Consider the following 24,530-nt stretch of genomic DNA (forward strand, 5'->3'; position numbering starts at 1 on the left):
TCCTGGTTGCGCGGCGCCACTGCCGGAATCCAGAAATGGACTCCAGGTATGGCGAGAGCGCATGTTTGTGGTTTTGGCGATCCTCCGCAGCCGACAGCCGGGCCGATTTATCGGTCTTGCGGCTGCGGTGAAAATCAGACTGCGCTAAGTCTTTAGCCCCGGCAAGCAAACTTAAGTTCTAAGACGGTTGGTGAGGTTAGGGACTTTTGTCGGGGGAACTTTGGGAACTGTGGCGGGCTTGCGGCGTTCGGCTTTCATCATGCCAAGGAGGGACTCGATGGCCGCGCAGCTTTCGCCGCACGCAGAACGCAAAGGTTTTGGTTTCTGGTGGACGATGCTGGTGGCTGTGATCCTGGTGCTTTTCGGGCTGCCGATTGCGGCAGGCGGACTGTGGCTGGTGACGCTCGGTGGGTCCTTTTACTATTTGCCAGCCGGGATCGGCATGCTGCTGACCGCTTTTTTCCTGTTCCGCCGGGAAATGGGTGCGGTCTGGATTTATCTCATCACCTATGTCGCGACCGTCATCTGGGCGCTGTGGGAGCGAGGCATGGAGCCTTGGGCACAGGTGCCGCGGCTTTTGGCGCCGACCGTGGTGCTCGTTCTGGTGCTGACCACACTGCCGGTTCTGCGCGGGCCGGCACGGCGTCTCGGGACCGGAATGGCAGCAGCCATGGTGACGCTTGCGGGTGCGCTCGGCGCAATCACCGTTGCCAACCACGGGGTCGAGACAACCATCGCCCAGGAGGCGGAAGCTCCCCTTGCAACGCCTGCGCCTCAAGCTCCAACAACAACCGTTCCTCCCGCCGCACCCTTGGCTCCAGAGGCGGATTCAATTGCGCTTGCGCCGCCGGAGCCGACCTATGTCGCGCTTGAAACCGGTGCCGACTGGCCGGCCTATGGCGGCACCCATAAGGCCGCGCGCTATTCGCCGCTGACGCAAATCACACCCGACAATGTCGGTGAGCTGGAGCAGATCTGGGAGTTTCGCACCGGCGACCTGCCGGAGAATGACGAACCCTTCGGCAATCAGAACACCCCGGTCAAAGTCGGCAATCGGCTTTATCTATGTTCGGCGCTGAACAAGATTTCGGCGCTGGATGCTGCGACGGGTGCAGAGTTCTGGACCTATGATCCGCAAACGCCGATCGACGCCATCGGCTACAACGCCTCCTGCCGCGGTCTGGTCTATTTCGAGGACCCTACCGCCGACGCGGATAGCCTTTGCGCGACTCGCGTTGTCAACCTCACGCATGACGCGCGCATGATTGCGCTCGATACGCAGACCGGGCAGCTTTGCCCCGACTTTGGCGACGGTGGCATCGTCAATCTTCTGGTCGGCATCGGCGACACGGCGCCCGGCTTTTATGCCCCGACTTCGCCGCCAACGCTGGTGCGCGACGTGCTGGTGGTCGGATCGCAGGTCAGCGACGGGCAGACGCGCGAAGCGCCGTCAGGTGTCATTCGCGGGTTCAGCGCCGTTACCGGCGAACTCAACTGGGCCTGGGACATGGGCCGTCCGGGCGAGACCGGACTGCCGCCGGAGGGCGAAATCTATACGCCGGGAACGCCGAACATGTGGACCATCGCTTCGGGCGACGATGAACTTGGGCTCGTCTATATGCCGATGGGCAATTCCGCCGTCGACTATTGGGGTGGCGATCGTTCGGACGCGGAAAACGAGTTCTCGACTGCGATCGTGGCGCTCGATGTCGAGACCGGCGAAGTGGCTTGGAGCTACCAGACCGTTCATTACGACGTCTGGGACTATGACTTGGGCGGGCAAGGCACGCTGGTGGACTTCCCGACCGCCGATGGTCCGGTTCCTGCTATCATCATGCCGTCAAAACAGGCGCAGTTTTACATCCTCAATCGCGAAACCGGCGAGCCGCTGGTGACGATCGAGGAGCGCCCAGCTCCGACTGGTGGCGTCGAGCCAGAGCGGCTGTCGCCAACCCAGCCGTATGTTACCGATTTCCCGAACCTTTTGAAGCCAGACCTGACGGAAGCCGACATGTGGGGCGCGACGCCGCTCGATCAGCTCTGGTGCCGCATCCAGTTCCGCCAGGCAACCTATGATGGCGTCTATACGCCGCCGACGGTCGATACGCCCTGGATCCAGTTCCCTGGCTATAATGGCGGCTCGGACTGGGGTGGCGTGGCGATCGACCCGGAAAAGGGCATCATGATCGCCAACTACAACAACATGCCAAACTTTAACCAGCTGGTGCCGCGCGAAGAGGTCGACGCCGCTGGCGTGTTGCCGATCACCGATCCCAACTATGACGCGGAAGCCGGCGGCGGCTCGCATGGCAGCCTCAGCCCGCAGGCGCTGACGCCCTATGGCATTCGCGTCAATGCCGGCTGGCGCGTGCCTTATACGGGTCTTCTCTGCAAGGAACCGCCCTATGGCGGGATCGCGGCGATCGATCTCAACACCCGCGAAGTGTTGTGGGACCGCCCGTTCGGTTCGGCACGCAAAAACGGGCCCTTCGGCATTCCGTCCATGCTGCCCATCGATATCGGTACGCCCAACAATGGCGGTGGCGTTGTGACTGCCTCAGGCCTGTTCTTTATCGCTGCCGCAACCGACGACATCCTGCGCGCCGTCGATATCTCGACGGGCGAGGAAGTGTGGCAGGTGACGCTGCCGGCGGGTGGGCAGGCGACACCGATGACCTATGAGGCGGAAGGCCGGCAGATCCTCGTGATCAATGCCGGGGGCCATGACTTCATGGAAACGCCGATAGGGGATTATTTTATCGCCTATGCGCTGCCTAGCGACGTGGCTGCTGCGGAAGCAGACCAACCGTAAGGATATGCCGGAATAGACCTCATCCTGAGCCTGTCGAAGGGCGAGGTCGTGGCAGAAAGGTGGGCCCGACCTCGTGGTTCGACAAGCTCACCATGAGGTCTCATTGGTTAAGGACAGAATGGAACAAGCCTCAGCCTTTTCCTTCGACATGAGCTATTGCGGTGCGCCGCCAACCCTTGGTCAGCTCTGGGGGCGGTGGAACCTCGATCCAGCTTTGCTGATAGTGTTGCTGCTTGTTGCCTTGGTGGGCGGTTACGTGCTGCGCTACGCATCCTGGCAGCGGCAGGCGAGCTTTGCGGGCGCCTCGGGTTCGGCGGCCGTGCTGTTCGTGTCGCCGCTTTGTGCACTGACCGTGGCGCTGTTCTCGGCGCGCGTCGGGCACCACATCTTGCTGACAATGGTCGTGGCGCCGCTTCTGGCCTTGGCGCTACCGGCTGCCTGGGGGAAACGCTCCGGGCTTGGTCCGGCGCTTGCCGTTTCCACCATTGCGCTCTGGCTCTGGCATAGCCCCGACCTTTATGCCGCGGCCTTTTCGCATCCGGCGATCTATTGGGCGATGCAGCTCAGCCTCCTGGGAAGCTTTACTTGGTTGTGGCTGGGTCTTTGGCGCAGCGATTCAGTGCTGGGGGCCGGTGTCGCGGCACTGTCGAGTGCGATCCAGATGGGTCTGCTCGGGGCGCTGCTGGTGTTCGCACCGCAGCCGCTTTACCTGCCGCATTTTGCCAGTTCTGCAGCCTTCGGGCTGGGGCCGCTTGAGGATCAGCAGCTGGCGGGCATCTTCATGTGGGTGCCAGCCAATCTGCCGCTGATGGCCATCCTGCTCTGGAGATTGGTGGCCATCATTTCTACGGCGCGCGAAACGCCTGCGCAATGACGGTTGTCTGGCTTAAATTCATCCACGTCATCGGCATTGGATTGTGGTCGGCAGGCCTTCTAGCCCTGCCCTTTCTTTACCGGCAGCGCGGTGGGTTGAAGGGCAAGGAGCTCTATCGGCTGCACAATTTTACCCGCACCTTTTATGTCGGCATCGTTTCGCCCTCCGCCTTCGTGGCCATCGCGAGCGGTACGGCGCTGATCCTGCTGATCGGCACCTATGAGAACTGGTTTTCGGCCAAGCTCGTGGGTGTCGCGGCGATGACCGGCGTGCATATCTTTTCGGGGCTGATGATCCTCAAGCTCTTCGAGCCCGACCGCAGCTATCCCGCCTGGAGGCTGGCGCTGACGGTGACGGTGACGCTTGTCGCCATCAGCGCGGTACTCACTCTGGTGTTGGGGAAGCCACAGATCGAGTGGCCGGGGGTGCTGGATGAGTTCTTTTCGCCCGGGGCGCTGTCCAAGTTTGTCGGGGGCATCATTGGCGGGACGATATGATGAGGCCGACGCCGTGATCGAAGACCAGCTTGCCGCCATGCCAGCCGGCGAAGGCAACGGCCATGGTGCTAAGTGCCGAGAGCATAAGGCCGTTTGGCAAGATATCCTCGGTGCCGTAAATGCGGAGGCCGGCATTGGCGCCGGTGATGGCGAGCATGACCATGGCGGCGATGGCGTGGTTCCAGCTCGCGACGCGCACCCGGATACCGGGTACGGCCAGCAATTCGGCGGTGCCGGCAAGGGAGGCCAGGACACCGAGTATGAACGCCGCGCCGGCGGACCAGAGGCCGACCTGAACCCAGAAGGGATCGGCCGTCCACCAGTACAAAATATCGACGCCAAGCGTGGCGACCACGAAGGCGATCGGGAAGTGCACCAGCATGGCGTGGATCGGGTGCCCGGCTACGGCGATGGCGGAGCTGATGTCCTGCTCGGCCATCGCGCTGATAACCGGATTGGGATGATCGGCGCGCGCTTCGATGCCGTTTTCGCTGCTGCCCTTTTCCGCATTGGGGTCTTCCTCGGCGGCAATTTCCTGTTCCTGCGCGTCGCCCGTCTTGTCCGTCATCCCGCATCCTTGCCCAAAGCTCTGGTTTTAGCCGGAACGTGCGTGCTGCTGGCCGGTTGCAGCGGCGAGTTGTCGGCCCTCGACCCGGCCGGGCCACGGGCCGCAAATCTAGCGACGCTGTGGTGGATCATGCTGGGCGGCGCGGCCTTGCTGTTCGCGCTGGTCATGGTGCTGTTCGGGATTGCTTATCTTCGTCCGGGCTGTCTGTCGCGGATCACGCCGATGCAGTGGATCGTGGGAGGCGGGCTTGTGCTGCCGATCCCGATCCTGGTGCTGTTGACCGGTGCCGCGCTGGTGTTGGGAGAGCAGTTGCTGCCCAAGGGCGATGCGCCGCTGCGCATCGAGGGGCAGGCGCGGCAATGGGCTTGGAGCTTCGGCTATCCGGGCGGCGCGGGACCGGACGATGGCACGCTCCATATGCCGACGGGGGAACCGGTGGATATCGCGGTGACCTCGGAGGACGTGATCCATTCGTTCTGGGTGCCGCGGCTAGGCGGCAAGATCGATGCGATCCCCGGGCATGTGAATGTCATCCGTCTCGAAGCGGACGAGCCGGGCATCTATTGGGGGCAATGCGCGGAATATTGCGGGCAAGGACATGACGGTATGCAGTTTCGGGTCGAGGCGCATGCGCCGGAAGATTTTGCGGCCTTGATGGCGGGGGCGGCGCAATGACCGATCCTATCCGTCTTCATAAGGAACTGAGCGCTATCTGGGGTACGCCCGGGCGCTGGGGGCGCCTTTCGAGCGTCAACCATACGGTGCTGGGCAAGCGCTTCATGGTCGTGGCGCTGACCTTCTTTGCGATCGGCGGCTTTCTTTCCATGCTGATCCGGGCGCAGCTGGCGACGCCCAACAGCGCCTTTATCGGGCCGGAAATCTACAACCAGATTTTCACCATGCATGGCACGGTGATGATGTTCCTTTTCGCCATCCCGATGTTCGAGGGCTTCGTCATCTACATGCTGCCCAAGATGCTGGGGGCGCGGGACATGGCGTTTCCGCGGCTCACGGCCTACGGGTTCTGGTGCTATCTTTTCGGTGGGTCGATCCTGATCATCGCGCTTCTGGTGGGCGCGGCGCCCGATAGCGGCTGGTTCATGTATACGCCGCTGTCCTCGCGGCCCTACACGCCGGGGATCAATGCCGATGTGTGGCTCCTGGGGCTGACCTTCGTCGAAATTTCGGCGGTCACGGCAGCGATCGAGATCTTTATTTCGATCCTCAAGATGCGGGCGCCGGGCATGTCGCTGGCGCGCATGCCGCTGATCGGCTGGTATATGCTGGTGACCTCGGGGATGATGATCGTCGGCTTTCCGCCGCTGATCCTGGGGGCGATCCTGCTCGAACTCGAGCGCGCCTTCGACCTGCCCTTCTTCGACCCGACGCGCGGCGGCGATCCGCTGCTTTGGCAGCATCTCTTCTGGCTGTTTGGGCATCCGGAGGTCTACATTATCTTCCTGCCGGCGGCGGGCGCGCTGTCGACGATCATTCCTGTCTTCGCGCAGCGGACGATCCTCGGCTATCGCTCGATCATCGCGGCGATCGTCGCCATGGGCTTTCTGAGCTTCGGGCTTTGGGTCCACCATATGTTTACGGTAGGGATTCCCCACCTGGCGCTGGCCTTTTTCTCGGCGGCGAGCGCCTTGGTGGCCGTTCCTACGGCAATCCAGATCTTTGCCTGGATCGGCACCTTGGCCTCGGGCCGGCCGCGCTGGGATATCCCGATGCTTTATGTGGCCGGGTTCTTCTGTGTCTTCGTCATCGGCGGGCTGACCGGGGTAATGCTTGCCATGGTGCCGTTCAACACGCAGGCGCATGACAGCTACTTCGTCGTGGCGCATCTTCACTATGTGCTGGTCGGCGGCTTCGTTTTCCCAATGCTGGCGGGCATCTACCACTGGATGCCGCATATCTCGGGCCGGCAGAGCCTTTACCGGCTCTCGGTGCCAGCCTTCTGGCTGATCTTTGTCGGCTTCAATCTCACCTTTTTCCTGATGCACCTGACGGGCCTCATGGGCATGCCAAGGCGCATCTCGACCTACCCTTCGAACTGGGGCTGGGACTGGCTAAATCTCCTAAGCTCGATCGGCGGCTTTATCCTCACCATGGGCTTTTGCCTCGTCCTCGCCGATCTCGTCCTGCAATGGCGTTTTGGGCGGCGATATCGCCGCGATCCGTGGAAGGCGCAAACGCTGGAATGGGCAACGGCGACGCCACCGGCACCCTATAACTTTGCAGCGCTCCCCCGTGTCGATAGGCGCGCCGACATGCTCGAGCCAGCTGAAATCGGGCCGGTGCTGGCGGGGGGTACGGGGTATCTGGGCTTCGTGCGCGATGGCGAGCAGGAAACACTGGGCGTCGACATGTTTACCGGGGAGCCGGAGCATGTGATCGTCCTGCCGCGACGCACGTTCCTGCCGCTTTGGACGGCGCTTGCAACAGCCAGCGTCTTTCTGGCGCTGTTGTTCCGACAGTATTGGCTGGTGCCGTTCGGCGCGCTGCTGACGCTGGGCATGTTCCTCCTGTGGCCGCGCACGCTGGGGCGGAGAGAGGACACCGGGCCCGTCGATATCGGCATGGGCGAACAGGTGCCCTTCGATGTCGAGAGCAAAAGCAATGCCAGTGTCCTGGCCAATCTTGCCGCGCTGATCATGAATGGGACGCTGTTCACCTCGCTTCTATTCGGCGCGCTGTTCCTTCTGGTGATTGCGCCGAACTGGGATGGCGTGGCGCCGATGTCGTTGCCGCTTTGGGCGGGAGTTGTCGCAATCGTTCTGGCAATAGCCGGTGCCGCGTTGTCCTGGTTGGCTCGAAGCCGCAATGCTGCGGGTGGAGAGGCGATGCCGTGGCTGATCGGGTCCGCGGTGGCGATGGCTGCGGCAACTGTTCTGCTGGTCCTGCTGATGACGCTTGTGCCGGATCCGACGGGCCATGCCCGGAATGCCGTTGTGTTTACGCTCCTCGGATATGGCGCGCTCCATACGGCGTTGGGCGCATTGATGTCGGCGCACGGTGGCTGGCGGATCATGCAGGGCTATGTTTCGACGCGTCGGAGCACGGAGATGACCCTAGCCTGGCTCTGGTGTTTTTATGCGGCAGCGGCGAGCCTTCTGAGTGTCGCCATGGCAACTCTCTTGAGTGCCGCCGCATGAGTGGGGTCAATCAAAGAGCGCTGGTCCTGCTGGTGGCAGGGTTCACCGTCTGGTCGGTCGGGTTCGTCGCGCTCTATGCGCTGCAGGCACTGGGCTGCGCCTATGAGTGGCCGCAGCATCGCGCCATCCTGATCGGCGCCGATGTGGTTTCGCTGCTGCCGTTGATCTGGCTGGCGATGATGAAGCCCGTGCGGGAGGGTGAGCCGGCGACAAGCTTGTCGGTTACAGCGCTTTGGGCCAATCGGGCGGCGCTGGCGTCCGGAGTGCTGGTGTTCCTGCCCGTCACCTTTGTCAGCGCCTGCATTTAGAAAAATGGCGTCCCGGTGACCGGGACGCCATTGCTTGCGGTTAGATCCAGTATGGCGTGACGCCATAATAGTCGTAGATGCGGCGGCCGTTTTCCTCGCCCCAGAAATCGTCGCCTTCGGTTTCGTAGCGGGGCGCGCCTTCCACCTGCTCCTTGCTGATGTCGACGCGATAGCCGCCCAGCTGCTGATCATAATTCAGCTTGCCCCATGGGAGCGGGTAATGCTCGTCGCCGATGCCCAGAAAGCCGCCGAAGCTCAGGACGGCATAGGAAACCTTGCCGCTGCGCTTTTCGATCAGGATGCGCTCGATCGCGCCGATATGCTCGCCCGAAAGATCGTAGACCTTGGTGCCCTCGACCTTGTCGGAGGCGATCAGATCGTGAGTTTCCTTGAGATCGGCCGATGTCCGGTTGACGTCATCATAAGCCATTCGAGTACTCCTTTTTCGATGGATGTGAGGGGTAAACGCATTGCGGGAGTGCGGGTTCATTCGCAGGACCAAGTGGTGGCGGAACCGTGGTCAGCCCGGCGCATTCATCTTCCAAGCGGCCTTGTGCCGATGGAACAGAGGAGAAAGACCATGGTCTTCGACACTCTCAAGGATCGGATCGGTGGCCGCGACCACCTGACGCCGATGGAAATTGCCAGCCACACGCTGTTTACAGCGCGCGAGAAGATCGACCTGCTCAACGAGCTCAAGGCCGAAGCAACCGGTGCGCGGACGGAGGGCGACCCGGTGGCCTTCGAGCCGGAAGAAATCGATGAAGCCCTGGCGCATGTGCATGAAGGCGTTGCCAACGGCGTCGGATCGGAAACGGTTTTAAGGGGAGATTACTGATGGCTGAGCCGCGCAACGTGAATTCGCCGCAGGTGGCAAATGTCGACTATCTGGTCGACGAGAACGGGTCGCGCATCGACGTGCCCGATGGTTCGGGCATCAAGGTAGCCGGCGAGCATGAGCCTTCGGTCGGAGCGACAGGACCCACCAATTGGTGGCTTTATGGCCTCGTAGCTCTCGCCATCATCATCGCGCTGTTGTTCGTGATGCAGATGTTCTCGGGTGCGCCGAGCACCGACATGCAGCCCGGCTCGCCCACATCGGCGCCGGTGGTCGAGACGCCGGCTTCGGCGGCTGACCCGGCTGTGGATGCGCAGGCAACCACAACGGCACAATAAAAAACGCGGCCTCAAGAGCCGCGTTTTCGTTTTTCGATGCTGGGGCGCTTAGCCGCGGATCGGCGAAAGCTGAATTTCGACGCGGCGGTTCTGCGCGCGACCGGTTTCGTTGGCGTTGGAGGCGATGGGGCTCGAAGAGCCCTTGCCCTCGATATAGAAACGGCGCTGATCGATGCCCTGGCTCGACAGGACGGTCGCGACGGAAACGGCGCGGCGCTGGCTGAGCGACAGGTTGTGCTCGGCAGAGCCGGTGGAGTCGGTGTGGCCGTAGACGTCGACGATCGTCTTATCGAACTTCTTGAGCACGAGACCGACCGAGACCAGGGTCTGGTTGAACTGCGGCTGCACCGTCGACTGGTCGGTCGCGAAGGTGATGTTGGACGGCATGTTGAGGATGATCTGGTCGCCCACGCGAGTGACCGAAACGCCGGTACCCTGGAGCTGGGCGCGCAGTTCGGCTTCCTGCTGATCCATGTAGCTGCCGATGGCCGCGCCGGTGAGGCCACCAACGCCTGCGCCGATCAGCGCGCCGACGCGCGGGTCACCGCCGACAGCGGCACCGACGATGGCACCGGCAATGGCGCCGCCACCGGCACCCAGGAGGCCGCCACCAGCCGTATTGGAGAGCTGGCTCTGGCCGGTATAGGGATTGGTGGTGGTGCAGGCGCTCAGCGCCAAGGTCGCGGCAAGCGCCACGAGAACTTTCGATTTCATGGATTCCCCCTAAGGATTCGCGAAAAGTGGCCCTGTCTTGCCCTTGAATGCGGCAGGAGCGTGATAAAACAAAGATGCTGAACAGGCGGTGAATGCCTTAGGTGTTGGCCCAGCCGCCATCGACCAGGAAGTGTTGCCCGGACACCATACGGCTGTCGTCGGCCGCAAGGAAAAGGGCGAGGCTGGCGCAATCTTGCGGCAGGAGCTGGCCGGGCAGAGCCTGGTGGGCGGCGATGTCGGCCAGCGAGTCGGGCGTCAGCCAGAGATCGAGCTGACGCTGGGTGATGACGGCGCCGGGCACCAGCGAATTGACGCGGATATTGGAGTGCCCCAGTTCGCGCGCCATGGAACGGGTGAGCCCGTGAACCGCGGCCTTGGCGGTTTCATAGAGCGGCAGCGACGGGGTCATCACCATCCAGCTGATCGAGCCGAAATTGATGATGGAGCCGGAGCCGGCGCGGATCATGCCGGGCGCGACGGCCTGGGCGGCGAAGAAGAAGTGTTTCAGGTTCACCGCCATGGCCGCGTCCCAATAGTTGGGCGTGACCTCGGCCCAATCGTGGCGCTGGTCGTGGGCGGCGTTGTTGACGAGGACGGTGGCGTCGCCATGGGCCATGGCAAAGGTGCCGATGGCGTCCTGGTAGGCGGCGATATCGGTGACGTCGCAGGCGATGAAGCGTGCGGTTTGTCCGCTGGCGGTGAGTTCGGCAGCAAGGGCTTCGCCGGCGTCCCGCGCGATGTCGACGAAGCCGACGCGTGCGCCCTGCCCGGCGAAGCTGCGGACCAGCGCCTCGCCGATACCGGTGGCGCCGCCGGAGATCACCACCGCACTGTCGCGCAGGCTTGGATAGGTGGCGAACACCACCCTAGCGCAGCCGCTCGACCGACGGCGTCATGGTGTGCGGACCGACATCGCGGGCTTCCACCTCGTCGAGGAGGGCCACGATCTTGTCGACATTGACCAGATGCCGCTGCTCCATCGAGAAGTTGAGCGTCACGTATTCGCGGCCGGGGCAGAAGGTGCAGATATTGGCGGCCGAATGCCAGGCGCCGCAATAGATCGGCTCGATCATGCCATGGGTCATCGGCCCATAGGTGCGGTGCGGCGGAACCAGGGTCAGAACAATGTGGGTGCCGCCGTTAAAGCGCCAGAAGCGCTTGCCGGGGAGGAACGGCGCGATGCGGTTGAGCTTGCGCAGCGAGGTGAACATCGAGTTGATCATCATCTGGAAGGAGGTGATGTCCTTCTGCTCGATGCCGGCAACCGTGTCGTCGACCATGCGGACATAGTCGACGAAATCGTCCATCACCGCGAATTTGGCGGCGAGCGCGCGGACGCGGAAGAAGTCGTCGTCGGAGCTGTTCCGCTTGGTGTCGAGCATGGTGTAGGCGGCGCCGATCACCGTCTTGCTCATCAGCTTCTCCTCGCCCTTGCCGTTTAGGGCATGGGTGACGAGCGCGAACATCAGCGAGCGCTGGCGGACGCCGAGCTTGTTGGCGAGCTGGCGCAGGCGGTGGCGCTCGATGGCGAGGGTCTTGAAGCCCCAGGGCTGTTCCTTGGGCGCAAGGATGGTGCCGAAGAGGATCGACATGAAGGCAAAGCTATAGCCGCGCAGCGCGCCCTTGAGCCGGTCGCCGAGCGGCAAACGGTTCTTTTTGTCGGACTGGACGCCGTGACCGGCCGTAGCGGAGCGGGTGAGGAGCGCGGAATCGGAGCCTTCGAGCAGTGCGTGGCTCGAGCGCACCTGGATCACCGAGGCGCGGCCCTGTTCATCCGGTCCGCCGCGGCGGACAGCGGCCATGACGCGGAAAAGGGGCAGGTCCTTGCGCTCGAAAATGTCCTCGGACTTGCTCAGCCACTTGTCGGGGTAGCCATCAAGATCGTCGACCATTTCGACCGAGGTGATGGCATCAAGGAGATGCTTGGGAAAGGGCTGGCCGGGCTGGGCGCCGACAAAGCCATGGGTCAGTTGAGGGGCCAGCGCCACCATCTCGGCGACCATGTTGCCCAGGCCGTCCTTGTCGTAGTGGTTGGTCGAAAAGGCGGTGAAGAAGACGGTGTCCCGGCCCTCATACAAGAACCACTGGAAATCGGTGAACAGCGCCTGCGGATTGCGCGCTACGGCCGCGCGGGCGAGCACCATTGCATCGCTATGCTGACCAGCGAAACTCGACGATGAAAAACTCTTCAACTCAGTGTTCCCTCAACACACGGGCCGCACTTGATCTTGGCCCAGACCGATGTGCGTATCAACACATTGTCGCCACGCAGGTTAACCCCCGTTTGGGTGGGGACAAGAAAAGCGCAGGAAAGTGATGGCCACGTTTGGATTTGCACCCGAGCGCTTTTTCTTTAGAATGTTTCTCATGTTCGCTGACTGACGCAAGGCTCCACAAGACGTTGGCAGCGAACCGCGCGTCGAATTGACCTATGTCAATGACGGCATGCGGGGATTAGTTGAGGAACACGTTGCCGGTCGGCGTCTGCCTCGCCGCGCGGACGGAAAAGGATCGGCCCCATGGACTATCGCGGTATTTTCGAGGATGCAGTGGACACGCTGCGGGCGGAAAAGCGCTATCGCGTGTTTGCCGATCTCGAACGCATCGCCGGCCGTTTTCCCAAGGCCGTATATCGCGACGACAGCGACAATGCCCGCGAAATAACCATCTGGTGCTCCAACGATTACCTCGGGATGGGGCAGCACGAAAAAGTCGTCGCCGCCATGCAGGAAACCGCAGGCGCTATGGGTGTCGGCGCCGGCGGCACGCGCAATATTTCGGGCACCAACCGGCCGCTGGTCGAGCTCGAGCGCTCGCTCGCCGACCTCCATCGCAAGGAAGCGGCGCTGGTTTTTACCTCCGGCTTTGTTTCCAACGAAGCTGCGATCTCGACGATTGCCCGGCTCCTGCCCGATTGCATCATTTTTTCCGATCAGCTCAACCACGCCTCGATGATCCAGGGCGTGCGCCAGTCCGGCATGGAAAAGAAGATCTTCAGGCACAATGACGTGGCGCACCTGCGCGAACTCTTGAGCCAGGTCGATCGCAAGCGGCCAAAGTTGATCGCCTTCGAGTCGGTTTATTCGATGGACGGCGATATCGCCCCCATCAAGGAAATCTGCGATCTGGCCGAGGAATTCGGCGCGCTCACCTATATCGACGAAGTCCATGCCGTGGGCATGTATGGTCCGCGCGGCGGCGGCATCGCCGAGCGCGACGGCTTGATGGAGCGCATCGACATCATCGAGGGCACGCTGGCTAAGGGCTTTGGCGTGATGGGTGGCTATATCGCGGCGAACCGCTCGATCGTCGACGCCGTGCGCTCCTATGCCCCCGAATTCATCTTTACCACTGCCCTGCCCCCGGCGCTTTGCGCGGCGGCCCGAGCCTCGATCGAGCACCTCAAGGGCAATGGCCAGGAACGGCTGATGCATCAGCGCCAGGCGCGGTTGACCAAGGCCATCCTCGCCGATGCCGGCCTGCCCGTGATGGCCACCCACACCCATATCGTGCCGCTGATCGTGGGCGACGCCCGTGCGGTGAAGGCGGCCAGCGACATGCTGCTCGACAAGCACAATATCTATATTCAGCCGATCAATTATCCGACCGTGCCCAAGGGCACGGAGCGTCTGCGCATCACACCGACGCCGCTTCATACCGACGAGATGGTGTTCGAGCTGCGCCATGCGCTGGTGAGCGTTTGGACGGCGCTGGAACTGCCGCGCGAGAGGGCCGATGCGGCGATCACCGCCAGCAAGCTAACCAGCGGAGATTTGACGCTGCCGAGTCTGGGCGGCTAAGGCGGACCTATCAGGGCCGACATCGGCGCCTCGATCGCACCGATGACTTGATCAGGCAGGCGGAACCGCCGACACCCCCTTCCGAGCTGCGCTAAGCCTAGCGGCTAAGCTCCGCTTGCCTTCCCCTCAAGGGGGAAGGTCGATTCGGTGGGTGTGGCACTATCGAGCCAAAGTCACGAGACCCACCTTCCCCCTCAGAGGGGAAGGCAAGCAGAGCTTGGCGAGGAACGAGCCTAGCGGCGCTCGGAAGGGGGTGACTGCTCCGTGCCAAGGAGCCTTAAGTCGCCTTGGTCCCAAGGCAAGGCCGCGGGACAAATGCTCACCAGCAGCGCTTAAGGCAGTGCAATTTCGCGGACCATGTGGGGCTCGCTTGCGGCGTTGCCCGCCTGCATATCGGCGAAATGCGCCTCGACCACAAAGGCCTTATCGCCGATCTGGGCAACGCCTGCAGGGCCATCAAGGCCGGCTGCGATTTCGGTGATTTCCGCAGTGTCGCCATCAATCGTCGCGCGCACGAGGCGATTGCCATATTGCTCGACGATCAGGAGAGCAGAACCGTCTTCGGTGGTGCGCATGCCGTCGGGGCCGGACATGGGTTGGGACAAGGTCAGAGCTTCAAAGCTTGCCGGTTCGGCAGCAGTGTCGATGCGGTAGAGCGCGCCGGTGAAGAGGTCGTTGCCGATCAGTTCGCCATCAAGGAACGCGATGCCATCGATGCCGCGGATTGCAGGATCGGCCAGCACCACTTCGAGTTGGTCGCCGTTCAAGCGCAGGATGCGCCCGGGATCGCCTTCGGTGAAGCGAAGATCCGAGACGTAGACGGTGCCATCCGGGCTGACGGCGATATCGGAGCAAAAGCCACCATCGGGGAAGGCGTAGGAGGCGGTTTCCTCGGCGGTGGCGAGGTCGAAGACCTTGAGCGTCGGCTGGGGCGCGGAGAACTCACCATTGGAGCAGACATAGGCGCTGTCCTCGTGAGCGAAGACGCCAACAACGACAGGACCAATGCCGGTAATCCAGGGCTCTGCCGTGGTTGCGCCCTTGGCAACGCGGTAGACGGTACCGCCGGTAAAGCTGCCGATCAGCAGATCACCGTCTTTGGTCGAGGAAATGCTTTCCGGAAATACCGCTTCGCCGACCGTGATCGTTTCTTCCTGCGCCCAAGCGGGCGTGCTTGCCAGAAGGACCAGCGTCAGGGCGGCTAGCCGCATATTGCCAAAGTTCATTATAGTCTCCTCAATCGCCAAAGTGCTGACTGTTGCAGCATAAGGGCGACGGCGCCAGCCCTGTAGCGTGATCTAGGCGAAGAGTTGGCGGGGCTGCGACGCCAGCACGACCGCTCCTATGCGGGCTCCGTGGAACTCATACGCGCTTAGCGACAGAGGGTTGAACCCACTGTCGCTAAGCGCTTTTCGCCAAGTCTGACCTGCGATTAGCTGGTCAGCACTATGCGCATCAGGTCCGCCGTGTTCTTGGCGCCGAGCTTTTCCATGACGCGGGCGCGATGGACTTCGATGGTGCGGGGGGAGATGCCCAGTTCGCGGCCGGCTTCCTTGTTGGATTGGCCATTGGTGATGAGCTGGAGCACTTCGCGTTCGCGCGGGGTGAGCTGGGCGAAGCCGCGCACTTCGACGGGGCGGCGGCCGGACTGCATGGCGCCCAGGTGAACGTCCTTGCGCAGGGCATCGCGAATAATGGTCAGCAGATGTTCGCTGTCGATGGGCTTGCTGAGGACGTCCGTCGCCCCCAGCTTCATGGCGGTAACAGCAGCCTCAAGCTGTGGCGCGTTGGAGAGCATGACCACAACGGCGCCATTGCCAAGCGCTTTCGTCCGCCGCAGTAGGCTGAGACCGCTTTCCTCGCCGATGGCGAGATTTATTACAGCTACGTCAGGTTGGCGGCGATCCAGAGCCGTGAGGAAGTGACCGGTATCGAGGGAAAATACTGTCTGAAATCCTTCGAGCCGAAATAATACGCTCAGGGATTCGCAAGTGTGCGGATCGGGATCGACGATATGAACGAGGCGGTCGCGATTCAAAAATGCGTGGTAATAATTGTTTGTAGTCATGCCTAAGGCCCTTCAGCAAGTACTGACGAGGTCCCGGACGTAATCGTGGCCGCTACTTCCGAGATGCGTGCCATGATTGACCGCAACACCCGAGCCTATACTTGTATTTTGCTCTAGGTGAAGACGCCCTCCGACAGGGACTCTCCGTACTGAACACTACTTACGGGTTAGGAATAAAAGTAAGAAGCAGGAGTGTCAACGACATTATTCCTATTCTAGGAATAATCGGCTAGGATGGCGATACGGGAATAAGGCACCCCCTTCCGAGCGCCGCTAGGCTCGTTCCTCGCCAAGCTCTGCTTGCCTTCCCCTCTGAGGGGGAAGGTGGGAATCGAGTCCGTCGCGGGCCCGGAGATCCCTTTCCCCTTGAGGGGCACTATTCAGAAATGACGCTCGCAATGTGATTGTTCATCGCATCCCTCCCCTTGAGGGGAGGGCCGGAACTGATGGGTTCGATCAAGAGAAGCGTCCAAACTGAACAGCCCCCCCCTCCGACAGGCGGGTACCTAAGCTTAGCCGCGCGGCTTAGCGAAGGTAGGGTGGGGGTGTGCGATCTCGCCAGAAACCAACAAATTAGCGTGGCATTCCGCGCAGCGTGTCGCGAATTTCGGTGAGCAAGACTTCTTCCCGCGTTGGTGCAGGCGTCGTCTGGACCGGCTCCTTGGCGGCTTCGCGCTTGAGAGCGTTGATGCCCTTGACCACCATGAAGAGCACGAAGGCGATAATGGTGAACTTGACCACGGCGTTGATGAAGAGCCCGATATTGAGCGTCGCGACACCGGCGGCCTTGGCGGCGGCGACGGAAGGCACTGGCACGTTGCTGGGATTGGAGAGGACAACGAAAAGGTTGGAGAAATCGATGCCGCCGATGATGAGCCCAATCAGGGGCATGAAGATGTCGTCGACGATAGAGGACACAATGGCGCCGAAGGCCGCGCCGATGATGACGCCGATGGCCAGATCGATCATGTTGCCTTTGACGGCGAAGTCACGAAATTCCTTGAACACGCTCATGATGTTGTCCCCGCTGGATTAACCCAGAGCAGGTTTGCCAGAGTTTTGCGCAAAAGCAATGACCTTTTGGTCGGCTTGCATGCGCGCGGACGGGGGCAGATAAAGCGGGGGAACAGTTTGGCTGGAGCCGATGGTTTTTACCCAGAGCGATACGGCGAACAGCCTTCTGGCGGCGATGGATTTCATCCCGCAAGGCTTTGCGATCTTTGACGCGGGTCTGCGGCTTTCGGTTTCCAACCAGCGCTATAACGAGCTGCTGCTGCTGCCGGCGGACCTGACGCGGCCGGGATCGGCGCTGTTCGACATTGCACTGTTTCTAGCGGAACGGGGCGATTTCGGCGGGGGTGATGCGGCGCGGCTGGCGATCGAGCGGATCAACACATTGACCGCCTCGCCGACCACGGTGACGCAGCGCATGACCAGCGCTGGACAGACGCTGGAGTTTCATTCGAGCCGGTTGCCCGACGGTGGCCTTGCCATCAGCTTTTCCGACGTCACGGCGCGCGTAAAGGCCGAGCAACAGCTCGAGCAGGTGAACCAGACGCTGGAACGGCGGGTGGGCGAGCGGACGGCGCTGTTGACGCAGGTCAACCGGGAGCTCGAACTTGCGCGCGCCAAGGCGGATGCCGCCAATCACGACAAGACGCGGTTTCTGGCGGCGGCGAGCCACGACCTCTTGCAGCCGCTCAACGCCGCGCGGCTTTACACTTCGACGCTGATCGAGCGAGCGAAATCGACGGGCTTTGCGGAACTTGCCAATTCCATAGAGGCGTCGCTGACGGCAGTAGAAGACATCATGTCGGCGCTGCTCGACATTTCGCGGATCGATTCCGGGGCGCTGAAACCCCAGCCTGCGGCCATGCAGGCGCAGGACCTGCTCAAGAAAACCGAGGTGGAGTTCGCGCCGCTCGCGCGGGAGCGCTCGATTTCGCTGCGCATCGTGCCGACCCGGGCCAATGTGCTGGCGGACCGCTCGCTGGTCGGGCGCATCGTCCAGAACCTTGTTTCCAACGCGATCAAGTATACCCCAATTGGCGGCAAGGTCTTGGTTGGCCTACGGCGGCGGGGCAATCGCTGGCGGCTGGATGTCATCGACGCTGGGATCGGGTTCAACAAGGATCAGCAGCGGCTGGTCTTCGCGGAGTTTTCGCGGCTGGAGCGCGGGGCCCGCATGGCGCAAGGGCTGGGACTGGGGCTCTCGATCGTGCAGCGGCTGGTGACGGCGCTTGGCCTCACCCTTGAAGTCGATAGCGTCGAGGGGCGCGGCTCGCGATTTTCGCTCTACCTGCCCGCAGCGCGCAATGCGCGAGTGGAGGGCCAAAAGGAGGCGCCGCTTGCGGAAGCGGGGTTCGGGACGCTTGATCTTAAGGTGCTATGCGTCGACAACGAGATCGCAATCCTCGAAGCCATGGAGGGATTGCTCAGCCATTGGGGCTGCGACGTGCGGACGGCGCTGTCACTCAAACAGATCGACCGGGAGCGGCTGCTGGAGGGCTGGTATCCGGACCTCGTGCTGATGGATTATCACCTCGACCAGACGTCGGGGCTCGATGCGATCGAATGGCTGCGGCACAACTTGGGCGGGCATCTGCCGGCAGCGCTGGTGACGGCGGATCGAAGTGCCGCGGTACGGAGCCTGGCCGAGGATCGCGGCATTGCGGTGGTAACCAAGCCCGTCAAACCCGCGGCGCTGCGGGCGACGATCAGCGGACTAGCCAATCAAAGCGGCCGCTCGGTGCGGGTGGGCTAGGTAATTGGCGCCGGCGTTTCGGGGCTCATGTCGGGCGTGGCCGTTGCCTTGTCCATCACGGGCGCGACTGGGGTGACGCGCGGCATGCGGTTCCAGGCGTCGAGGGCGGCGATCTTGTAGGCTTCGGCGAGTGTTGGGTAGTTGAAGGTGTTTTCGACGAAATAGTCGAGCGTAGCGCCGAGGTTCAGCACGGCCTGTCCGATATGGATCAGCTCGGTCGCGCCCTCCCCCACGATGTGGACGCCGAGGAGCTTGCGCGTTTCCAGTGAGACGATCATCTTCATCATGCCGGACTGGAGGCCCATGATGTGGCCGCGCGAGGTTTCGCGGAAGCGGGCAACGCCGCATTCATAGGGGATCTTCTGCTCGCGCACCTGTGCCTCGGTGAGGCCGATGGTCGAGATTTCCGGCACGGCATAGATGCCATAGGGGAAGAAATCGGGCGCCGGCGGCATCTTGGCGTCAAAGGCATGCAGCGCAGCGATGCGGCCCTGCTCCATCGAAGTGGAGGCAAGGGCGGGGAAACCGATGACATCGCCGGCGGCATAGATATGCGGAATCTGGGTCTGGAAGGTGGCGGGATCGACCTTGAGGCGGCCTCGCTCGTCAGGCACGACGCCGCAGCTCTCGAGGCCAAGACCTGCCGTGGCGCCGACGCGGCCGGCGGCATAGAGCAGCATGTCGGAGCGCACCTGGCGGCCATCGCTGAGATAGGCGACGGCCCAGCCCTGCGCGTCCTTTTCGACACGCTCGACCTTGCCGCCGAGGCGCAGGGTCACGCCGCGCTGGCGCAGGTCGTGGGTGAATTCCTCGATGATTTCGCGATCGATGAAATCGAGGAAATTGTCTCGCGGTTCGATGATGGTGACCGGCACGTCGAGCGCGGAAAAGATGGTCGCGTATTCGATACCAATGACGCCAGCGCCGACCACGGTGAGGCTGCGCGGCACGCGCAATTCGGAGACCAGCGTGTCGCTATCGAGCACGGTGTGATTGTCAAACGCGATCGTGGGCGGACGGTAGGGGCTGGTGCCGACGGCGATCACTGCGAAGTCGAAGGCGAAGACATGCGGCTCACCATCGTGACCGGTGACGGTGACGTGGTACTCGTCTTTGAAGCGGGCCAGACCGCCAAAGGTGCGGACGCCGTTTCGGGCGAACTGGTGTTCGAGGACCTCGATCTCGTAATCGAGCGTTTTGCGCAGGCGCGCGCCGAGATCCTTGCCCTCGATCTCTTTCTTGACGCGATAGGCCATGCCGTAGAAGCCGCGTTCACGCCAACCGGACAGGTTGAGTACGGTTTCGCGCAGAGTCTTGGAGGGGATGGTGCCGGTGTGGACGGACACGCCGCCGAGGCGCAGGCGGTTTTCGACGACCAGGACCGACTTGCCCAACTTTGCCGCCTGGATGGCAGCGCGGCGGCCGGCGGGGCCAGAGCCGATGACGACGAGATCGAAGCGTTCCACGAGCTATCCCCCAGATGCGGCGAAGCTAAGCGGGCAGTGTGACATTGCCGTTAAGTTTTGCCCAAGGCAGCCGATGCAGGTCAGGCCTGCACCATGGGCTCACCAAGGTCGGGCAGGCCATAGAAGTCGCGCACGATGGCCCAGCCTTCTTCCGCCGTATCGACCACGGTGAAAAGATCGGGATCCGTGGGGGCGATGGTCCCCGCTTCGGCCAAGGCTTCGAGGTTGATGACCTTTGTCCAGAAGTCGCGGCCGAAGAGCAGGAGCGGCACCTTGTCCATGCGACCGGTCTGGATCAGCGTCAGCGTTTCGAAGAACTCGTCGAGCGTGCCGAAGCCACCCGGGAAGACGGCGACGACCTTGGCGCGCAGCAGGAAGTGGATCTTGCGGGTGGCGAAATAGTGGAAGTTGAAGGACAGGTCGGGCGTCACGAAAAGGTTGGGCGCCTGTTCGTGCGGCAGAACGATGTTGAGGCCGATCGATGGCGCGCCCATGTCGGTGGCGCCGCGATTGCCGGCCTCCATGACGCCGGGGCCACCGCCGGTGACGACGACGAAGTCCTTGGACTGGAGGCTCAGCGAAGTTTGCGACGCCAACTGTGCGAAGCGGCGCGCCTCGTCATAGTAGCGGGAGGCTGCTTCGAGATTTTGCTTTTGCGTCTCGTTCTTGGCCGCCCAGGCCGGCTTCCCGGGCTCGGGGATACGGGCGCCGCCGAAGAGGACAACGGTGGAAATGATGCCGCGTTCGCGCAGGCGGCTTTCAGTCTTGAGGTATTCGAGCTGGAAGCGAATGCCGCGCGTATCCTCGGAGGTGAGGAACTCGTCGTCGGCGAAAGCCAGCCGATAGGTCGGGCTGCGGGTCTGGGGGGTATCGGGGACCTTGTTGGCGGCCGCGACGTCCTCGCTCGACGTGCGCAATGATGTGGGATGGCGACGCTTGGCCAAGGCTTGCTCCTTGCTCGATGCCGCAAATCGCAGCCGGATTGGTTCTTGAAGGGCTTAACCAGCGCTTGCGGATCGGGCAAGGCGCTGACGTGGTTTTCAGATCGGCAAAGCTCTAGCGCAGCAGGCCTTCGCGCTCGAACTCGTCCCAACCGCGCAGTTTGACGCCGGCCTCGTCGCGTCCGGCGTCGGGAGAAAGCGGCGTTTTGACCAAGCGTGCTTCTTCGCGTCGAATCCGGGCCTTGAGCACGGCGAGGCGCCGGTTTTCCGCGGCGGTGAGGACGTCGTCTTCCCGCCAGACATCGACGAGGTCGCGATTTAGAATGTCTTCGACGTGGCGCGGATCAAAGACGTGAAAGGTGATCTGCCGGGCTCGTCCGCGAAGTTTTACCGTCCTTGTGCCGGCGCTCACCAGCCGGCCGTCCTTGAGCCAGCGATGGCGTTCGGAGGTCTTGATGGCGAGGATGTCCTCGATCTCGCGCGGGATGATGGGCAGGTTCTCGATGCCATCGAGCGTCTGCTCGACGATGCGGATGGTGGCGTCAAACGGTCCCTGCGCATCCTCGGCCATGCGTAATGCCAAAATCGCGCCCTTGATGTCGAGGGAGCGGCGAACCGTGACCGGCAGCTTGGCGCGGATTTCGAGCAGGATGCCCTTGGCGCGGACCGAGGAGCCGAGCGTTGCGGCCGGCGTCAGGGTCCACTCGCGCATAAGGGGCAGGTCGACAACGATTTTGGGAGCGCGCGGCATGGCTGTCACATAGGCGACGGCCCGCCGGGGTCAAGCCGCGATCGAGAGGTTGACGAAAACGTTTGCCCGATCAGCTGGTTTCCGGCGTGTAAATGACCTTGCCACGGCGCTGCAACAAAGTGGCGATGGCGCTGCAAAGGAGCGCCCAGGCGGCGCCGAGGCACCAGCCGGCGAGCACGTCGGTTGGGTAATGCACGCCCATATAGATGCGGCTGATGCCCACGATCAGCGTCAGAAAGATCGCCGTGGAGAAGGCATAGATGCGCAGGGGACGAGTTGGCGCAAGTTTGGCCAGCAGCACGCCGATGGTGAGGAAGGTCACCGCCGAGAGCATGGAGTGGCCGCTGGGGAAGCTGGCGGTGAACTGGTGTGACATGTTCACGAGGTCCGGGCGGGGACGGTTATAAGTCATCTTGAGCACGGTGCTGAGCAGCGTGCCGCCGAGAACAGAGAACAGGACCAGCATGGCTTCGGTGCGCAGCCGCTGCATGAGGAGGTAGATGCAGACGCCGGCAACGACCAGTCCCAGTATCACGAAACTGCCGAGCGAGGTCAGGTCGCGCACCATTTCGTGGACCCAGACCGGGCCGATGACCTGGTCGATATTGGTGGGATCGCGGAACCACATGAGGATGGTCTGGTCGAAGTGTTCCAGTTCGTCGTCTTCGACCCAGTCGGCGATCTGAAGGAAAAATAGAATGAGGCCGCTCACAATGGCGATCGAGGCGAGAAGGCTCGCTTCCGCGGTGACGAACTTTTGCAGGCGGCGAACTTGGCTGTGCTGGACCAGTCTGTTGAGCATCGCGTTTTTCCGTTGATCGGCTACGCAACGCGGAGAGCGGGCGATGCGTTGCTGGCAGAGCTTTTTCACCCAAGGATCGAGTCGGCATGTCTGCGAAGCGCTACTATGTCCTTCTCAACGAGAACTCCGGCACAGCCCATGCACTGGGCCTGACCGAGGAAAAACTGGCTGATTTGTTCGAGGCCAATGGGCTCGATGCGACGATCGATGCCGACAGTTCGCGGCCGATGAGCGAGCGGATCGAAGGCGCCCTGTCGAGCGATGCCGAGATTGTGGTTGCGGCGGGCGGTGATGGCACCATTACTGCGCTGGCCGGGGCACTGGTGGGTTCGGAAAAGGATCTCGCCATCCTGCCTCTTGGCACCTTCAATGCAGTGGCCAAGGACCTGCATCTGCCTCTGGAGCTTGCCGCTGCGGTGGCGGCGCTGGGCACCGGCACCAGCCAGCGTATCGACGCTGCCGAGGTCAACGGACGGATTTTTCTCCAGAAAGTGGTGATTGGCCTGATCCCCGGCCTGGCTGCCGGGCGCGAGCATCTGCGCGGGCGCGAGACGATGGCGGCAAAGCTGGCATTCATGCGGTACTTCTTCCGCCGGCTGGCGCGCGCCAAGCGCATGGCGGTTGTCATCGAGCCCAGCAATGGGGCGCGGCGCGTCGAGCGGGTGCAGGCCATGGCCGTGGCGTGCAACGCCTATGACGAGGGCCTGGGCAAGTTCTTCTCGCGCGCGAGCCTCGATCGCGGGACGCTGACGCTTTATGTGCTCAAGCACTTTACCGCCGGCGACTTCGTTCGCCTGGTGACGGGCATGTTTATCGGTCGCTGGCGCGATGACGCGGCGCTCAGCATGGAAAGCGTCAAGGAGGTCACCATCGACACCCGCAACACGCTGATCAAGGTCATGTTCGACGGCGAGGTCGAGACATTCCAGACCCCGCTCAAATTCACGATCCGTCCGAAGGCTCTTTCGGTCATCGTGCCGGCTGAGGCCGAGGCTACGGCGGTGGCCGCATGAAAATACTGCACATTTCGGACCTCCATTTCGGCCACCATGACGACGCAGTGGCGGCGGGCTTTGCCGACGACATCAATGCGCAAAACCCCGATCTTGTGGTGGCGAGCGGCGATTTCACCCAGGTCGGCACCAAGGAAGAATTCGAGCAGGCGCGCGAGTTTTTGGACAAGTTGACGGCGCCGGTCTTTGCTGTGCCCGGCAATCACGACGTGCCGGCGGTCAACATTTTCCGGCGATTTCTTGATCCCTACGGGCTCTACAAGAAGTATATCTCGCCCGATCTCGAGCCATTTCTCGAGATGGACGGCGTGGTGCTGGTCGGCATGCGCACATCACGCCGCATGCGGCTGGAGTGGAATTGGGGTCATGGCACGATTTCACGCGGGCAGTTGGATGACCTCGCCGAACGCTTCGACAAGGCGTCGCCCGATGCGGTTCGCATCATCGTTGCGCATCACCCCCTGCTGTTTCCAACCGAGCCGATGGTGCAAAAGACCAAGCGCGTGAAGCGCGCCGACGATGCGCTGGAATGCTTTGCGAGCCTTGGCGTGCGGCTTGTGCTGTCGGGGCACTTCCACCTTTCTTACGTGCGCAAGCACGAGAGCAAGGACAAGGCGCGCGAGGGTCAACCGATGGGCGTCAGCAAGTCGGTGGTGGCGCCGATCATGGTGGCGCAGGCGTCGTCGGCGATTTCGACGCGGCTTCGGGGCGAGGCCAACGCCTACAATCTCATCGACATCGGCGAGCAGATCACCGTCACCGTGCGCGAGTGGAAAGACGGAGCCTGGCGAACGCGGGACAAGGCGACAGAGCCGGTCTGA

At 62.5% G+C, this 24,530-nt stretch carries 24 protein-coding genes; 12 read left to right on the forward strand and 12 right to left on the reverse strand.

The window, feature by feature from the left end:
• Nucleotides 1-277 precede the first annotated feature (277 nt).
• The 3 genes from JI748_RS12180 (at nt 278) to JI748_RS12190 (ending at nt 4,183) form a co-directional block, all read left to right on the forward strand.
• A complete protein-coding gene (locus JI748_RS12180) occupies nt 278-2,812 on the forward strand; it encodes a membrane-bound PQQ-dependent dehydrogenase, glucose/quinate/shikimate family (protein WP_201631028.1) in 2,535 nt (844 codons plus the stop codon).
• 118 nt (nt 2,813-2,930) lie between these two features.
• Nucleotides 2,931-3,686, forward strand: a complete 756-nt coding sequence (locus JI748_RS12185) for a cytochrome c oxidase assembly protein (RefSeq protein WP_201631030.1) — start codon at nt 2,931-2,933, stop codon at nt 3,684-3,686.
• Nucleotides 3,683-4,183, forward strand: a complete 501-nt coding sequence (locus tag JI748_RS12190; RefSeq protein WP_201631032.1) for a CopD family protein — start codon at nt 3,683-3,685, stop codon at nt 4,181-4,183. Before JI748_RS12185 ends, JI748_RS12190 begins: the two co-directional genes overlap by 4 nt.
• Here the strand turns inward: JI748_RS12190 and JI748_RS12195 are convergent.
• Nucleotides 4,164-4,622, reverse strand: a complete 459-nt coding sequence (locus JI748_RS12195; RefSeq protein WP_201631034.1) for a DUF2231 domain-containing protein — start codon at nt 4,620-4,622, stop codon at nt 4,164-4,166. The genes JI748_RS12190 and JI748_RS12195 overlap by 20 nt on opposite strands.
• A gap of 171 nt (nt 4,623-4,793) precedes the next feature.
• Here JI748_RS12195 and coxB point away from each other — a divergent pair, with 171 nt between their 5' ends.
• The 3 genes from coxB to JI748_RS12210 are packed head-to-tail and all read left to right on the forward strand — an operon-like array spanning nt 4,794 to nt 8,214.
• Nucleotides 4,794-5,426: a cytochrome c oxidase subunit II gene (gene coxB / locus JI748_RS12200; protein WP_233280511.1), complete on the forward strand. Its 633-nt coding sequence runs from the start codon at nt 4,794-4,796 to the stop codon at nt 5,424-5,426.
• The gene (ctaD, locus tag JI748_RS12205) at nt 5,423-7,906 is read left to right on the forward strand and encodes a cytochrome c oxidase subunit I (protein WP_201631038.1); all 2,484 of its coding nucleotides are present in this window, start codon (nt 5,423-5,425) and stop codon (nt 7,904-7,906) included. Before coxB ends, ctaD begins: the two co-directional genes overlap by 4 nt.
• Nucleotides 7,903-8,214 carry a hypothetical protein gene (locus JI748_RS12210; RefSeq protein ID WP_201631040.1) on the forward strand — a complete coding sequence of 104 codons (312 nt, stop codon included), beginning with the start codon at nt 7,903-7,905 and terminating at the stop codon, nt 8,212-8,214. The genes ctaD and JI748_RS12210 overlap by 4 nt, the downstream gene beginning before the upstream one ends.
• A gap of 40 nt (nt 8,215-8,254) precedes the next feature.
• Here JI748_RS12210 and JI748_RS12215 read toward each other — a convergent pair whose 3' ends face one another.
• A complete protein-coding gene (locus JI748_RS12215; RefSeq protein ID WP_201631042.1) occupies nt 8,255-8,644 on the reverse strand; it encodes a PRC-barrel domain-containing protein in 390 nt (129 codons plus the stop codon).
• Between the two features lie 150 nt (nt 8,645-8,794).
• Here JI748_RS12215 and JI748_RS12220 point away from each other — a divergent pair, with 150 nt between their 5' ends.
• Both JI748_RS12220 and JI748_RS12225 read left to right on the forward strand, forming a co-directional pair.
• Nucleotides 8,795-9,052 (forward strand): hypothetical protein, encoded by a 258-nt coding sequence (locus JI748_RS12220; protein WP_201631044.1) that lies wholly within the window; start codon nt 8,795-8,797, stop codon nt 9,050-9,052.
• Complete coding sequence (locus tag JI748_RS12225) at nt 9,052-9,390, forward strand: hypothetical protein (RefSeq protein ID WP_201631046.1); 339 nt, start codon at nt 9,052-9,054, stop codon at nt 9,388-9,390. Before JI748_RS12220 ends, JI748_RS12225 begins: the two co-directional genes overlap by 1 nt.
• A 48-nt stretch (nt 9,391-9,438) precedes the next feature.
• On the opposite strand, the gene JI748_RS12230 is transcribed toward JI748_RS12225, so the two are convergent.
• The 3 genes from JI748_RS12230 to JI748_RS12240 form a co-directional block, all read right to left on the reverse strand.
• A complete protein-coding gene (locus tag JI748_RS12230) occupies nt 9,439-10,104 on the reverse strand; it encodes an OmpA family protein (protein WP_201631054.1) in 666 nt (221 codons plus the stop codon).
• A 97-nt stretch (nt 10,105-10,201) separates the two neighbouring features.
• Nucleotides 10,202-10,969 (reverse strand): SDR family NAD(P)-dependent oxidoreductase, encoded by a 768-nt coding sequence (locus JI748_RS12235; protein ID WP_201631056.1) that lies wholly within the window; start codon nt 10,967-10,969, stop codon nt 10,202-10,204.
• Nucleotide 10,970: 1 nt separating this feature from the next.
• Nucleotides 10,971-12,296 carry a hypothetical protein gene (locus JI748_RS12240; RefSeq protein WP_201631058.1) on the reverse strand — a complete coding sequence of 442 codons (1,326 nt, stop codon included), beginning with the start codon at nt 12,294-12,296 and terminating at the stop codon, nt 10,971-10,973.
• A 327-nt stretch (nt 12,297-12,623) separates the two neighbouring features.
• Here JI748_RS12240 and hemA point away from each other — a divergent pair, with 327 nt between their 5' ends.
• Nucleotides 12,624-13,904 carry a 5-aminolevulinate synthase gene (hemA, locus tag JI748_RS12245; protein WP_201631059.1) on the forward strand — a complete coding sequence of 427 codons (1,281 nt, stop codon included), beginning with the start codon at nt 12,624-12,626 and terminating at the stop codon, nt 13,902-13,904.
• A 332-nt stretch (nt 13,905-14,236) separates the two neighbouring features.
• Here hemA and JI748_RS12250 read toward each other — a convergent pair whose 3' ends face one another.
• The 3 genes from JI748_RS12250 to mscL all read right to left on the reverse strand — a co-directional run bounded on the left by JI748_RS12250 (nt 14,237) and on the right by mscL (nt 16,986).
• Nucleotides 14,237-15,130 (reverse strand): SMP-30/gluconolactonase/LRE family protein, encoded by an 894-nt coding sequence (locus JI748_RS12250; protein ID WP_201631060.1) that lies wholly within the window; start codon nt 15,128-15,130, stop codon nt 14,237-14,239.
• 206 nt (nt 15,131-15,336) lie between these two features.
• On the reverse strand, nt 15,337-15,972 hold the full coding sequence (locus JI748_RS12255; protein WP_201631061.1) for a response regulator transcription factor: 636 nt from the start codon (nt 15,970-15,972) through the stop codon (nt 15,337-15,339).
• A 573-nt stretch (nt 15,973-16,545) separates the two neighbouring features.
• Nucleotides 16,546-16,986, reverse strand: a complete 441-nt coding sequence (gene mscL / locus JI748_RS12260) for a large conductance mechanosensitive channel protein MscL (protein WP_325166875.1) — start codon at nt 16,984-16,986, stop codon at nt 16,546-16,548.
• A 130-nt stretch (nt 16,987-17,116) separates the two neighbouring features.
• On the opposite strand from mscL, the gene JI748_RS12265 reads away from it, so the two are divergent.
• Nucleotides 17,117-18,736 (forward strand): ATP-binding response regulator, encoded by a 1,620-nt coding sequence (locus tag JI748_RS12265; protein WP_201631062.1) that lies wholly within the window; start codon nt 17,117-17,119, stop codon nt 18,734-18,736.
• Here the strand turns inward: JI748_RS12265 and sthA are convergent.
• The 4 genes from sthA to JI748_RS12285 form a co-directional block, all read right to left on the reverse strand.
• Nucleotides 18,733-20,202 carry a Si-specific NAD(P)(+) transhydrogenase gene (gene sthA / locus JI748_RS12270; protein WP_201631063.1) on the reverse strand — a complete coding sequence of 490 codons (1,470 nt, stop codon included), beginning with the start codon at nt 20,200-20,202 and terminating at the stop codon, nt 18,733-18,735. The genes JI748_RS12265 and sthA overlap by 4 nt on opposite strands.
• A gap of 80 nt (nt 20,203-20,282) precedes the next feature.
• Nucleotides 20,283-21,146: an LOG family protein gene (locus JI748_RS12275; RefSeq protein ID WP_201631064.1), complete on the reverse strand. Its 864-nt coding sequence runs from the start codon at nt 21,144-21,146 to the stop codon at nt 20,283-20,285.
• A 112-nt stretch (nt 21,147-21,258) separates the two neighbouring features.
• The gene (locus JI748_RS12280) at nt 21,259-21,894 is read right to left on the reverse strand and encodes a hypothetical protein (RefSeq protein ID WP_201631065.1); all 636 of its coding nucleotides are present in this window, start codon (nt 21,892-21,894) and stop codon (nt 21,259-21,261) included.
• A gap of 70 nt (nt 21,895-21,964) precedes the next feature.
• On the reverse strand, nt 21,965-22,696 hold the full coding sequence (locus JI748_RS12285) for a phosphatase PAP2 family protein (protein ID WP_201631066.1): 732 nt from the start codon (nt 22,694-22,696) through the stop codon (nt 21,965-21,967).
• Nucleotides 22,697-22,782: 86 nt separating this feature from the next.
• On the opposite strand from JI748_RS12285, the gene JI748_RS12290 reads away from it, so the two are divergent.
• Together JI748_RS12290 and JI748_RS12295 are read left to right on the forward strand one after the other, a co-directional pair.
• Complete coding sequence (locus tag JI748_RS12290; RefSeq protein ID WP_201631067.1) at nt 22,783-23,709, forward strand: diacylglycerol/lipid kinase family protein; 927 nt, start codon at nt 22,783-22,785, stop codon at nt 23,707-23,709.
• On the forward strand, nt 23,706-24,530 hold the full coding sequence (locus JI748_RS12295; protein ID WP_201631068.1) for a metallophosphoesterase family protein: 825 nt from the start codon (nt 23,706-23,708) through the stop codon (nt 24,528-24,530). The genes JI748_RS12290 and JI748_RS12295 overlap by 4 nt, the downstream gene beginning before the upstream one ends.

This window comes from Devosia rhizoryzae (assembly GCF_016698665.1).
Classification (GTDB): domain Bacteria; phylum Pseudomonadota; class Alphaproteobacteria; order Rhizobiales; family Devosiaceae; genus Devosia; species Devosia rhizoryzae.